This is a genomic window from Nonomuraea maheshkhaliensis (genome assembly GCF_039529435.1).
Classification (GTDB): Bacteria; Actinomycetota; Actinomycetes; order Streptosporangiales; family Streptosporangiaceae; genus Nonomuraea; species Nonomuraea maheshkhaliensis.
The window spans coordinates 1-12,519 of record NZ_BAAAMU010000206.1; the positions used below are offsets into that span (position 1 = coordinate 1).

Sequence of the window (12,519 nt, forward strand, 5' to 3'; positions counted from 1 at the left end):
CGCCGGCCAGACGGTCCGCATCGTCATCGACGCGGCCGACGCCTCGGGAGCCTCCTTGGTGGAGGCCGGCGTCGACGACGTCAGGATCACCCAGCAACCGTAGGGAACAACCCACCACCACTCCGCCGCACGGGATTCCGGTCCCGTGCGGCGGAGTCATGTTTGGGTCTTGTAAGGACGGACTGTCAAAGCTACGATCACGGCAACTCTTAGGAAACTTTCCTAAAAGTAATCTTCAACCGGACAAAACCTGACATCCGCAGCAAGGTTACGCGCGCAGACACCCCCCAAAGGCCCGTGTTCACCTCCACGGGCCGTGCCGTACGGCTTGCGCTCTCACCCCCCGGTGCAAGCCGTACGGCACGCATACCCCCGAAGGAAGAACCCCGTGAAATTACGCGCGATTCTCCTGTCGATCGCCACCGCCGCACTCTGTCTCCAAGCACTCCCGGCCCAGGCCGCCTCCGCCACGGCCACCTTCACCAAGGTCTCCGACTGGGGCTCGGGCTTCGAGGGCAGAGTCACCGTCACCAACGGCACCACCACCTCCATGAGCGGCTGGAACGTCCAGTTCGACGTCCCCCAGGGCTACTCGATCCCCTCCGCCTGGGACGCCGTCATGACCCGGAGCGGACAGCACTACACGTTCACCAACCCGAGCTGGGCCTCCCCGCTGGCGCCCGGCGCCAGCGTGAGCTTCGGCTTCAACGGCGCCCCCGGCAACTTCCCGGGCATCACCGGCTGCACGCTCAACGGCGCCGCCTGCGGGGGCGGCGGCTCCACACCGGGCGCACCCGGCGCGCCGGGCACCCCGTCGGCCACCGCGACGGCCAGCTCGATCGCGCTCAGCTGGGGCGCCGCGAGCGGCACGGTGACCGGCTACCGCGTCTACGAGGGCACCACAGTCAAGGCCACAGTCACGGGCACCAGCGCCACGATCGGCGGGCTCGGCACCTGTGAGACCCACACCTACACGGTCAAGGCGTACAACGCCCAGGGCGAGTCGCCAGGCCGGGACGTCACCGCCACCACCACCGGCTGCCCCCCAGGCGGCGGCGGGAGCCTGCCCAAGCACTTCCTCACCGGCTACTGGCACAACTTCGTCAACCCGGCCGTCGAGCTGAAGCTGTCGGCCGTGCCCGCCGAGTACGACCTCATCGCGGTCGCGTTCGGCGAGGCCACCGCGACGGCGGGAGAGGTCGTCTTCTCCGTCGACCCGGGCCTCGCCTCAGCGGTCGGCGGCTACACCGACGCGCAGTTCAAGGCCGACGTGCAGGCCCTGCACCAGCGCGGCAAGAAGGTCATCCTCTCGGTCGGCGGCGAGGCCGGGCGCGTGCAGGTGGCCGACACGGCGGCGGCGACCAGGTTCGCCGACTCCGTGTACGCGATCATGCGCTCGTACGGCTTCGACGGCGTGGACATCGACCTGGAGAACGGCCTCAACGCCACCTACATGGCCCAGGCCCTGCGGTCGCTGCGGGCCAAGGCCGGCGCCGACCTGATCATCACGATGGCACCGCAGACCATCGACATGCAGACGACCGGGATGGAGTACTTCAAGCTCGCCCTGTCGATCAAGGACATCCTCACGGTCGTCCACACGCAGTTCTACAACTCCGGCTCCATGCTCGGCTGCGACCAGGCCCAGGCGTACGGGCAGGGCTCGGTCAACTTCATGACCGCGCTGGCCTGCATCCAGCTGGAGAACGGCCTGCGCCCCGACCAGGTCGCGCTCGGCCTGCCCGCCGGCCCCGGAGCCGCGGGCGGCGGGATCGTCTCTCCCACGCTCGTCAACCAGGCCCTCGACTGCCTGGCCAAGCGCACCAGCTGCGGGACCTTCGTGCCACCGCGCGCCTACCCCGACATCAGGGGCGCGATGACCTGGTCCATCAACTGGGACGCCAGCAACAACTGGAACTTCTCCCGAACCGTCAAGCCCCACCTCCAGGGAATGCCATGAGACTTCGCAGCAGACTGACCGCCCTGGCGACCGGCCTGGCCCTCGCGCTGACCGGCGCCGGGCTCGCCTCCGGCGCTCCCGCGGCGTACGGCGAGAGCGCGCACGTCCAGCAGCTGGCCGCCGCCTGGGCCCCGTGGACCTCCTACGCCGTCGGCGCGGTCGTCACCTACAACGGGGTCGACTACGTGTGCCTCCAGGCGCACACCTCCCAGCCCGGCTGGGAGCCGCCGAACGTGCCCGCCCTGTGGAAGCAGGGCTCGGGCGGCGGTGGCGGCGGCGACACCTCGGCGCCGTCCGTGCCCGGCAACCTGCGCTCGACCGGCGTCACCTCCAGCAGCGTCTCGCTGGCCTGGAACGCCTCCAGCGACAACGTCGGCGTCACCGGCTACAACGTCTACCGCGGCGGCACCCTGGTCACGACCGTGACCGGCACGTCGTACACCGACACCGGCCGGGCCGCGAGCACCAGCTACACCTACACGGTCCGCGCCCGCGACGCGGCGGGCAACCTGTCCGGCACCAGCAACTCCGTCACCGCGACCACCTCGGCGGGCGGCGGTGGCGGGGGCGACAATCCCACCAAGATGGCCGGGGCTCCCTACCTCTACATGGGCTGGGGCAACCCGCCCAACCCGGGCACGGTCATGGACGCGACCGGCGTGAAGTCGTTCACGATGGCGTTCATCCTGTCGAGCGGCGGCTGCAACCCGGCCTGGGACGGCAACCGCCCGCTGACCGGCGGCGCCGACCAGCAGGCGATCAACACGATCAAGTCGAAGGGCGGCAGCGTCCAGATCTCCTTCGGCGGCTGGCAGGGCAACAAGCTCGGCCCCAACTGCTCCACCCCGCAGGCGTTCGCGGGCGCGGTGCAGCAGGTCATCAACGCCGTCGGACCCGCTGTCGTGGACTTCGACATCGAGAACACCGACGAGTTCGAGAACTACACCGTCCAGGACCGCATCCTGAACGGGCTCAAGATCGTCAAGCAGAACAACCCGAACGTCAAGATCGTCGTCACCTTCGGCACCTCCAGGACGGGCCCGAACAACCACGGCATCCGGCTGATCAACCAGTCGCGGGCGCTCGGCGTGCCGATCGACAACTACACGATCATGCCGTTCGACTTCGGCAGCCCGAACATCTACCAGGACACCGTCAACGCCTCCGAGGGCCTGAAGAACGCGCTGAAGAGCGCGTTCGGCTGGAACGACGCGCAGGCGTACGCGCACATGGGCATCTCCGGCATGAACGGCCTGTCCGACCAGCAGGAGCTGACCACGCCCGGCACCTGGACCCAGATCCGCGACTGGGCCAAGGCGAGGGGCCTGACCAGGCTCGCGTACTGGGCCGTCAACCGCGACCGGCCCTGCCCCGGCGGCGGAGTCGTCTCCAACTGCAGCGGCATCGCCCAGTCCGACTGGGAGTTCACCCGCACCACCGCCGGTTTCTGACCCGCTGAGCGGCCCGTCCTCCACGCGGGGGGCGGGCCGCAGTGAGGAACAACACGCCCCATGAAATTCCGAGCGGTCCTGCTCGCCGCTGCTCTGACCGTTTTGCCGGCTACAGTCCTGACCGTCCTGCCTGCCAGTCCGGCCGCGGCCGCGAACATCCTGGCCAACCCCGGCTTCGAGTCCGGGCTGAGCGGCTGGAGCTGCCCGTCGGACGCGCAGGCCGTGTCCTCGCCCGTGCACGGCGGCACGCGCGCGCTCCGCGCGACCCCGCAGGGCAGCGACTTCGCCCGATGCCAGCAGGTCGTCACGGTCAAACCGGGCACGACGTACGAGCTGTCCGCGTGGGTCCAGGGCGACTACGTCTTCCTCGGCGCCACCGGAACGGGCGTCAGCGCCAGCACGTGGGGCGCGCCCGGTGGCCAGTGGGGCCAGCTCAGAACCTCCTTCACCACCGGGTCCGGCACCACGTCGGTCACGATCCACGTCAACGGCTGGTACGGCCAGGGCGCCTACGTGGCCGACGACGTGGTGCTCGACGGCCCAGGCGGCACCCCCGACACCCAGGCCCCGACGACTCCCGGCAGCCTGACGGTCGGCGGCGCCACCTCCTCCTCGCTCTCCCTGTCCTGGAACGCCTCGACCGACGACGTCGGCGTGGCCCGCTACGAGGTCTCCCGCGACAACGCCGCCCCCGTGGCCGTCACGGGGACCTCTTACCAGGCGACCGGCCTGGCCGCCTCCACCACGTACCGCTTCAAGGTCCGCGCCTGCGACGCCGCCGGCAACTGCTCGCCGTACGGCTCCGAGGCGAGCGGCACCACGACCGCCGGCGGCGGCGGGGGAAGCGGGCTGCCGAAGCGGGTGCTCGTGGGCTACCTGCACGCGTCGTTCGCCAACGGCTCCGGCTACGTACGGATGAGCGACGTACCGGACGAATGGGACGTCATCAACCTCGCCTTCGGCGAACCCACCTCCGTCACCTCGGGCGACATCAGGTTCCGCCAGTGCCCGGCCGCCGAGTGCCCGAACGTCGAGTCCGAGGCCGACTTCATCGCCGCCATCAGGGCCAAGCAGGCCAGGGGCAAGAAGGTGCTGATCTCGATCGGCGGCCAGAACGGCCAGGTCCAGCTCACGACCGCGGCCGCGCGCGACAAGTTCGTCGAGTCCGTCGGCGCGATCATCGACAGATACGGCCTCGACGGCCTCGACATCGACTTCGAGGGCCACTCCCTCTATCTCGACCCCGGCGACACCAACCTCGCCAATCCCACCACGCCGGTCGTCGTCAATCTGATCTCCGCGCTCAAGTCGCTCAGGAGCCGCTACGGCGCCAGGTTCACGCTGACCATGGCCCCCGAGACGTTCTTCGTCCAGCTCGGCTACCAGTTCTACGGCCCCGGCCCGAACGGCGCGGCCGACAACCGCTCCGCCTCCTACCTGCCCGTCATCCACGCCATGCGCGACGACCTGACCCTGCTCCACGTGCAGGACTACAACTCGGGACCGATCAAGGGCCTCGACGACCAGTACCACACGATGGGCGGGCACGACTTCCACGTGGCGATGACGGACATGCTGCTGGCCGGCTTCCCGATCATGGGCAACGCGGCCAACAGGTTCCCGCCGCTGCGCCAGGACCAGGTCGCCATCGGCCTGCCCGCCTCGGTGAACGCGGGCAACGGCTTCACCGCCGTCGCGGAGGTGCACAAGGCGCTCGACTGCCTGACCAAGGGGAGCAACTGCGGCACGTACCGGCCGCGCGGCGTCTACCCGGACCTGCGCGGCCTGATGGCCTGGTCGATCAACTGGGACAGGTTCAACGGCAACGAGTTCTCCCGCAGCCACCGCGCCTACCTGAACGCCCTTGGTTGACGCTTACCGGAACCGGACGAGCTGGGTCGGCTTGAGCGGCAGGCCCAGCCCCGGCGGCCGGTAGGTGGGCAGCGCCTCGCCGTACTCGTGCATCCAGGCGTGGTCCACCTCGCGCCGCATCCGCCGCTCCTCCCGCGCCCCGCCCGCCTGGGCCGGGGCGCGGGACCCGGCCAGCCGGGCCACCGCCTCGGCCACCAGGCCCGGCTCGGGCGGTGACAGGTCGCAGTGCTCGTCCGGCCCGATGAGCAGGTCCACCTCCGGCGGCAGCGGGTAGATCGGCCGCGGCAGCGCCAGCACGCGTGGCGGCGGCGCCATCGGCCAGCCGTCCGCCACCGCCTCAAGCAGCACCGAGCGCGCCGTCCTGCCCGCCACCAGCCCCTCCGCCAGCGCCCAGCTCAGCGCCCCCACGTCGGAACGGTCCTCGCCGCAGGCGTGCAGGCACAGGTACGGCACCAGCGGGATCCCCGCCCCGCCCGTCTGCGCCCACCCGCCGCCGCACCCGGTCAGCACCAGCAGGGCCAGCATCGCCCGGTAGGCGGTGTCGGCGTGCGGCGTCTCCAGCCGCCCCGGCACGATCACGCACCGCCCGCCGGTCTTCTCCGCCGTCACCCCCAGCTCCCGCGCCGTCTTCAGCGCCCGCGACGCGGCCACCCCCGTGTACGCCTCCTGCCAGGCCGGCGTGTACGGCTCCGCTCGGTCCTCGTACCCGGAAGGCCACACCCCCGGCAGCCCGGGACGCGCCACCCCGTAGACCGCGAGCAGCAGGTCGAACACCGTCGTCACCAGGTCGTCCCCGTCACGCAGCACCGGCACGCCGCGCCGCAGCACCCCGGGCCCGTCGTCGAAGCGCGGCAGCAGCACCTCCGCCGCCTCGCCGCCGTACACGCTGAGCCGCCCGCACGCCCCGCCGGTCAGCTCGCCCGGCACGTACGCGTCCTCGCGCCCGCGCAGCCGCACCAGGCACGGCAGGTCCGTGCGCTCCATGGCGTGCCCGTCGAACGGCGTGCGGTCCAGGAAGAACTCCTTGAGCAGCACGTGCCCCATCGCCATGGCCAGCGCCCCGTCCGTGCCCGGCCGGACCACCAGCGTCTCGTCCGACAGCCGCGTCGGATGCGTGCCGATCGCGACCACCTTCTGCCCCTTGTACCGCCCGGCGATCACCCACGGCGTCCCCGGCGTCCGGACGAGCCGGTTGTTCTCCCCCCAGAGCAGCACGTACGCCGCCCGCGCCCAGTCCTCGGCCCCCGGCCCCGTGAAGGACGGCCCCAGCACCTGCTCGGGCGCGCAGGGATGCTCGGTCAGCACCGCGCCGCCGAGCCCGCTCACCACCTCCGCCAGCGGCGACGTCGCCAGCGCCGCCACCCGCTCGGGGCCGTGCCGCGTGGCGGTGCAGACGATCGCCGCCGCCGCGAGCTCGGCCGCCGTGCCGTCGTCGAGCGGCACCCGTCTCTCGCCCCGGGCACGCTGGTATTGCTGTGAGTTCCCTGTGAGTTTCGCCCAGGCCGCGACCGGGTCGCGCAGCCCATCTCTCACCTCGAAGTAGAGCCTGACCAGTGCCTGGTTGACCTGCGATCCCCCCATGGAAAAAGTTCAACACAGACGGTGATCTCGTATCGGGATACGTGTCGGCATGTCGGGGATAAGAATTGGAAGCCCTGGTGGCGGCAGTGTCCGGGGTACGGCAGGCTAGATGCCGCCATGGATTACGCAGCTCTCACGGGGATCGTCCTCGTAGCCGGTGTCGTGCTCGCCCTCGTCGCCCAGTGGCGCGACTGGCGGCCTCCTCTGATCGTCGCCATCCTCGTGGGCGTCGCCGTACGCGTGCTCATCATGTACACCTCGGCGATCGACACCTGGCAGCCCGTCGACTTCGTGGAGAGCTTCAAGCCCGCGGGCGAGGCCGTGCTGCGCGGCGAGGACCCCGTGCTGGCCAGTGAGGGCGGCTGGCACTTCCTGCCGACCATCCCCTACGTCTACGGCATCCTGCTCTGGCTGGGCATCCCGTGGGAATACGCCGGGCGCCTGGTCACCGTGGTCGCCGACATCGTCCTCATCCCGCTGGTCGCCAAGCTCGCCGGCGGCCCCAAGGCGTCGCTGCGCGCCCTGCAGTACGCGCTCAACCCGCTCGCCGTGCTCATCGCTTCCGTCCACGGCCAGGTGGAGCCCGTGGCGCTCGTGTTCGGCGTGGCCGCGTTCGTGGTCGCCCGCGGCCCCGGCGACCCCGACCGGCCCGGCATGGTGACCGACGTGGTGGCCAAGGTCCGCGCCGGCGTGGCCACGTACGGCGTGCGGCGCTCTGTCCCGCGCGTGATCGGCCGCGGCGGCATGCTGCACCGCGCCCTGCTGCCCGGCGACGACGACCGCGCCCACCTGAGGCGCGGCGCGCTGGCCGGCGTGCTGATGGGCCTGGCGCTGTGCGCCAAGAGCTGGCCGATCTGGCTGATCCCCGGCATGCTGCTGCTCCTGCCCAACCTGCGCGCCCGCGTCGCCGCCCTGTTCACCACCGGGCTGCTGCCGATCTTCTTCCTGGTGACGCTGCCGGTCTTCGCCGGCACCTCGCTCAACCAGATCCCCCAGGTCATCGACACCATCCGCGACATCAGGCCCATCGTCGGCGAATGGGGCTGGACGCCGTGGTTCACCGGCGGCAGCTGGGACCTGCGGCCCGAGCTGGCCTCGTTCGGCACCAACCTCATCTACGCCGCCGTCGTCCTCGTCATCGTCTACTGGCGGCGGGCCGACCCGATCGACATGACCACGGCCATCCTGCTCGTCTTCATGGTCCTGACGCCCCGGCTGGGCGCCCAATACCTGCTGTGGTTCATGCCGTTCCTCGTCGCCAGGCCCGCCAAGTGGGCCTGGGCGGCCATCCTGGGCAGCTCGATCTGGGCCGGTTACGGCTATCTCGTCATGACGCAGTTCGACACCAACGGCTGGTGGTTGCAGCACACGTACTGGTCGCGGGCCTCCATCGTGCTGCTGCCGGTGCTCGCGCTGGCCATGCCCTGGGGCCGCCGCGTCGCGACGGTCCCAGGACTGACCGGCGCCGTGAAGCGGCCGGCCACGGCCAAGATCAGCTCACCGGCATAGGCGCCCCCACAGCGTGACCCACTGGTCGGGGTGGACGTGGCCCACGACGGCGTCGCGGGCCACCCCGGCCGCCTCCAGCGCGGCGTCCACGCCGTCGTACCGGAGCTTCAGCGAGGCCCGCACCGAGCCGCCCAGCCCGCCGAAGCCCAGCTCGACCAGCTCCCGGTAGGAGCGGCCGCCGGACACCAGCGGGTGCGGCCTGCGCTCCACGCGCAGGATCGCCGAGTCCACCGACGGCACCGGCCGGAAGCTCTCCCTGCCGACCGTGTCGCCGAGCCGCCAGGAGAACCACGGCCACGACTCGACCGTGACCAGGCTCCACCGGCCGTAGTCGCCGGAGCGCTTGCGGGCGTACTCCCGCTGCGTGAGCAGCGTCGCCGAGGTCAGGGCCGGCGCCCGCAGGCACCAGTCCACGATCCGCGACGTGATCGCGTAGGGGATGTTCCCCACCACCGCGAACGGCTCACGCGGCGCCCGCGCGGCGGTGAAGTCGCCCCGTACCACGTCGATCCGGGAATCGCCGCGGGTGCGGGAGGCCAGCCGGCCGGCCAGTCGCGGATCGATCTCGTAACCGATCACCCGCGCGCCCGCCTCGGCCAGCGCCAGGGTGAGCACGCCAGGGCCCGAACCGGGCTCCAGCACCAGCCCCCTGGGCGCGGCGGCCTTGATCATCAGCTCGACGGCATGGCCGTCGGTCAGGAAGTTCTGCGACAGCGTGCGCCGCGCCCGATCCACGGGCGAACGGCCGCTGCTCCTGGCCTGTTGCTTCTGGGTGTGTGAATAGTTTCCGTGCGCGAAGTTCTGCGCCACAGCACTGCCCTTCCGGGTCCTCGAGATTCGTCGGGTCTCGAAGGGCCCTGGGCGCGCCTGCGGACGCTCGGCTCAGGTCGTCGCGTCCGCTAGCGGGCCAGAGCCCGGCTGTGGCGGATGCGCGTGAAGACCTGGCAGCAGTACATGCATGACATGCCGGTCACTGTAGGCAGGGGCTTTCCCGGTGGGCAACGCAATAAAAGCGCCGAGCCGAGCCGCGCTGTCGTACGTCCGGTTTCTACAATCGCCCGGCGCGGTCCCTCGGATAGCTTCGCGGCATCGAAGGACCCTTCGGAAAGGTGGATGCCGACATGGACGTACTCGATCGCGCCGAGCAGTACCTGCTCCTGCACGGAAGGCTCATCGACCGGCTGCGCTTCGCGGCGATGTTCCGGGGCGGGCCGCGCGAACGCGTGCTCGACGCGCTGCGCGGCTACCAGAACCCCGACGGCGGCTTCGGCAACGCGCTGGAGCCCGACCTGCGCGGCGCGGGCAGCCAGCCGGAACCCGTCGAGGTGGCGTTCTGGATCCTGGACGAGATCGACGCGTTCGACTCGCCCATGGTGACCGCCGCCTGCGACTACCTCGCCTCCATCACCACCCCGGACGGCGGCGTGCCGTGGGTGCTGCCGTCCGTCATGGACACGCCCCGCGCCCCCTGGTGGCAGACGGACGACGACCCGCCGGGCGACCTCGTCCCCACCGCCGCCATCGCCGCGCTCCTGCACCAGCACGGGGTCGACCATCCCTGGCTGGGCCCCGCCACCGAGTTCTGCTGGTCGCGGATCGCCGAGCTCAAGGAGCCCGGCGCCTACCAGGCCCAAGCCGTGGTGACGTTCCTCGACCGGGTCCCCGACCGGGACCGGGCCGCGGCCGAGCTCGCGCGGGTGCGCGACGTGCTCCTCTCCATGGTCTCCTTCGACCTGGCCGCGTCCGGGCACGTGCACTTCCCGCTGGACTTCGCGCCCGCGCCGCTGCGGCTGCCGCTGTTCGAGCGGGACGTGCTCGACACCCACCTCGACGCGCTCGCCGCCGCCCAGACCGAGGAAGGTGGCTGGACGGCGAACTGGGCGATGTGGACACCCCTGCTGGAGCACGAATGGGGCGGCCACATCACGATGGAGCGGCTCAAGACGCTGCGCGCGTACGGAAGGCTTCCCGGCTGACCCTGTTCCTGTCGGAGGCGTGACGTACGTTGGTGGCATGTACGCCGAACGGCACCCCGGCCCCGGCCTGGCCGACCGCATCGCCTGCGGCTGGCACCGGATCAGCGAGGCACCGTACACCCAGCTCGTGGTCCCCGACGCCTGCGTCGACCTCATCTGGGGCGCGTCCGGCCTCTTCGTGGCCGGTCCCGACACCGGACCCATGCCCGCGTCCGTCGCGTCCGGCGAGACCGTGGTCGGCATCCGCTTCCGGCCCGGCGCGGTCGGCGACTTCTTCGGCGTCCCCCTCCACGAGCTGCGCGACCGGCGTGTCCCGCTCACCGACCTGCCGGGTCACGAGCCCCTCCTCGCCGACCTGCTCGACCCACCGCCCGCCCCGCTGCCGCAGTGGCGCCCGCAGAGCCCCGGCTTCGGCCTCCCCGACCGTGCTCTCGACCGCGCCCCTGACCGCGCCCCCGACGATGCCCTTCGCCACCCGCCCCCTGTCACCGGCCCCCCGCAGAGAGGAGTCGCTCCACCGACGCGCGTCGCGGAGGCGGAGGCGCGGCTCGGTGTCATGCGGGCGGTGGTCGGCAGACGCCTGGCGGCGGCTCCCGCCGACCCCGCCGCGCGCGCCATGGCCACGGCCCTGGGCAGCGGGCGCTCGGTGGCTCAGGTGGCCTGGGACCTCGGCTACAGCGAACGCCAGTTGCAGCGCCGCAGCGTGACCTCGTTCGGCTACGCGCCCAAGACCCTCCAGCGCGTCGTCCGCTTCCAGCGCGCGCTGCGCCTGGCCCGCGAGGGCGTCCCGCCGGCGGAGGTGGCGGTCAGAGCCGGCTTCACCGACCAGGCCCACCTCGCCAACGACGTCAAGCGCCTGAGCGGCGTACAGCTGAGCCGCCTCATCTGACGCCCGGCCCCGCGGTGGGGAGTTTGCCCGACACCAGACCCTGCACCCATTTGGCGTTCGGATCGCTGTCGATCAGCAAAGCTCGCGTCAGCAGACTCAGCGGAATGGCGAGAATCGCGCCGAGCGGCCCCAGGGCGAAAGTCCAGACGATCAGCGAGATGAACGTCATCGTCGTCGACAGCCCGACGGCGTCCCCCAGGAATTTCGGCAGAATGAACGACTGTGTGACGACGTTGATGACGGTGTAGGCCACGATGACGAGCACCATCGTCCGCACACCGCCGTCCAGCAGGGCGAGCATCGTCGGCGGCAGCAGCGCGATGACGAATCCGATGTTGGGGATGTAATTGGCGATGAGCGCCAGCACCCCCCACAACAACGGCAGAGGCACGTCCAGCAGGGAAAGCGCGACCATGTCGAGAATCGCATTGATCAGCCCGAAAACCGTGGAGACGATCAGATAACGCCGCGTCTTGTGGGCGAACGTGGCCAATGCCGTCACCAACTGCGGCCGGTTTCCTTCTCCTGCCGCGAGAATTCTCGCGGTCATCGGCGCGTCGAGCGACATCGCCAGCAACAGCACCACGATGAGGAAGAGCGCGGACAACACCCCGATCAGGCTGCCGAGCAGGCTCTGCGCCAGCCCCAGGACCCGCCCCGGATCGAACACCTCCAGCCCTTTGGCGAGCATCTCGTTGCTGAGCCCATGGGTGACGGCCCAGTGCTGGGCGTCGGCGAGGAGATGTTCGAACTGGTGGGTGTAGGACGGCAGCAGTGAGACGAGCGCGGTCGCCGAGAAGGTGAGGATCCCGACCATGGCCAGCAGCACCAGCACCACGATGAGGAACGGCACCGCGACCTGCACCCAGGTGGGGGCGTTCCAGTCGCTGAGCCGGGCCCGTACCGGGGAGACCGCGATGACCAGCACGAGAGCCAGCACGACGGGGCCGGCGATGGAGGCCACCTCACGGACCCCGAAGAGCACGACCACCGCGGCGGCGACCCCCACCAGGATGGTGAGCGCCCGGGGCACGGATCGATCTGGCACGCCCCGGTTCCTACCCCTGGCGTGTGCGCGAACCATCGATTTGACGGTTCCCGGAGGCGTACATAGAGTTCACCAGTCCCACGAGGACGGCGTGATCGCCGGACTCACTCGGGGGCCACCTCCAGACTCCACCTCGACGGTGCGGCGTGCGCGTCCACTCGAAACGGCTGGTAAGTTTGAGGGGTTGTCTCCGAAAGGGGGCGGCGCTTAATTCCCGCAGGTCGAGCGAGTCC

Annotated in this window: 9 protein-coding genes; 6 read left to right on the forward strand and 3 right to left on the reverse strand. The window is 70.9% G+C overall.

Annotation, left to right across the window (positions count from 1 at the left end; translation table 11 throughout):
- Positions 1 to 388 precede the first annotated feature (388 nt).
- From ABFX54_RS54095 to ABFX54_RS54105, 3 genes are read left to right on the forward strand one after another with little or no spacing between them, the layout of a single operon-like run.
- Complete coding sequence (locus tag ABFX54_RS54095; protein ID WP_346115144.1) at positions 389 to 1,960, forward strand: chitinase; 1,572 nt, start codon at positions 389 to 391, stop codon at positions 1,958 to 1,960.
- The gene (locus ABFX54_RS54100) at positions 1,957 to 3,411 is read left to right on the forward strand and encodes a carbohydrate-binding protein (RefSeq protein WP_346115145.1); all 1,455 of its coding nucleotides are present in this window, start codon (positions 1,957 to 1,959) and stop codon (positions 3,409 to 3,411) included. Before ABFX54_RS54095 ends, ABFX54_RS54100 begins: the two co-directional genes overlap by 4 nt.
- Before the next feature lie 60 nt (positions 3,412 to 3,471).
- Positions 3,472 to 5,283 carry a chitinase gene (locus tag ABFX54_RS54105; protein WP_346115146.1) on the forward strand — a complete coding sequence of 604 codons (1,812 nt, stop codon included), beginning with the start codon at positions 3,472 to 3,474 and terminating at the stop codon, positions 5,281 to 5,283.
- 3 nt (positions 5,284 to 5,286) lie between these two features.
- On the opposite strand, the gene ABFX54_RS54110 is transcribed toward ABFX54_RS54105, so the two are convergent.
- Positions 5,287 to 6,864, reverse strand: coding sequence for a molybdopterin-dependent oxidoreductase (locus ABFX54_RS54110; protein ID WP_346115147.1), 1,578 nt, complete (start codon positions 6,862 to 6,864; stop codon positions 5,287 to 5,289).
- A gap of 117 nt (positions 6,865 to 6,981) precedes the next feature.
- On the opposite strand from ABFX54_RS54110, the gene ABFX54_RS54115 reads away from it, so the two are divergent.
- The gene (locus ABFX54_RS54115) at positions 6,982 to 8,373 is read left to right on the forward strand and encodes a hypothetical protein (protein ID WP_346115148.1); all 1,392 of its coding nucleotides are present in this window, start codon (positions 6,982 to 6,984) and stop codon (positions 8,371 to 8,373) included.
- On the opposite strand, the gene erm is transcribed toward ABFX54_RS54115, so the two are convergent.
- Positions 8,362 to 9,108: a 23S ribosomal RNA methyltransferase Erm gene (gene erm / locus ABFX54_RS54120; protein ID WP_428834667.1), complete on the reverse strand. Its 747-nt coding sequence runs from the start codon at positions 9,106 to 9,108 to the stop codon at positions 8,362 to 8,364. The two genes, ABFX54_RS54115 and erm, sit on opposite strands and share 12 nt — an antisense overlap.
- A gap of 386 nt (positions 9,109 to 9,494) precedes the next feature.
- Between erm and ABFX54_RS54125 the strand changes: the two genes are divergently transcribed.
- Both ABFX54_RS54125 and ABFX54_RS54130 read left to right on the forward strand, forming a co-directional pair.
- Positions 9,495 to 10,349 (forward strand): hypothetical protein, encoded by an 855-nt coding sequence (locus tag ABFX54_RS54125; protein ID WP_346115150.1) that lies wholly within the window; start codon positions 9,495 to 9,497, stop codon positions 10,347 to 10,349.
- A 19-nt stretch (positions 10,350 to 10,368) separates the two neighbouring features.
- Positions 10,369 to 11,238 (forward strand): DUF6597 domain-containing transcriptional factor, encoded by an 870-nt coding sequence (locus ABFX54_RS54130; RefSeq protein WP_346115151.1) that lies wholly within the window; start codon positions 10,369 to 10,371, stop codon positions 11,236 to 11,238.
- Here ABFX54_RS54130 and ABFX54_RS54135 read toward each other — a convergent pair.
- The gene (locus ABFX54_RS54135) at positions 11,231 to 12,322 is read right to left on the reverse strand and encodes an AI-2E family transporter (RefSeq protein WP_346115152.1); all 1,092 of its coding nucleotides are present in this window, start codon (positions 12,320 to 12,322) and stop codon (positions 11,231 to 11,233) included. The two genes, ABFX54_RS54130 and ABFX54_RS54135, sit on opposite strands and share 8 nt — an antisense overlap.
- Between the last annotated feature and the right edge of the window lie 197 nt (positions 12,323 to 12,519).

Excerpts from the sequence above, each read along its gene's own strand:
- ABFX54_RS54105 (WP_346115146.1), top strand. The coding sequence starts at position 3,472 with ATGAAATTCCGAGCGGTCCTGCTCGCCGCTGCTCTGACCGTTTTGCCG.
- ABFX54_RS54110 (WP_346115147.1), bottom strand. The coding sequence starts at position 6,864 with ATGGGGGGATCGCAGGTCAACCAGGCACTGGTCAGGCTCTACTTCGAG.
- ABFX54_RS54115 (WP_346115148.1), top strand. The coding sequence starts at position 6,982 with ATGGATTACGCAGCTCTCACGGGGATCGTCCTCGTAGCCGGTGTCGTG.
- ABFX54_RS54135 (WP_346115152.1), bottom strand. The coding sequence starts at position 12,322 with ATGGTTCGCGCACACGCCAGGGGTAGGAACCGGGGCGTGCCAGATCGA.
- ABFX54_RS54100 (WP_346115145.1), top strand. The coding sequence starts at position 1,957 with ATGAGACTTCGCAGCAGACTGACCGCCCTGGCGACCGGCCTGGCCCTC.
- ABFX54_RS54125 (WP_346115150.1), top strand. The coding sequence starts at position 9,495 with ATGGACGTACTCGATCGCGCCGAGCAGTACCTGCTCCTGCACGGAAGG.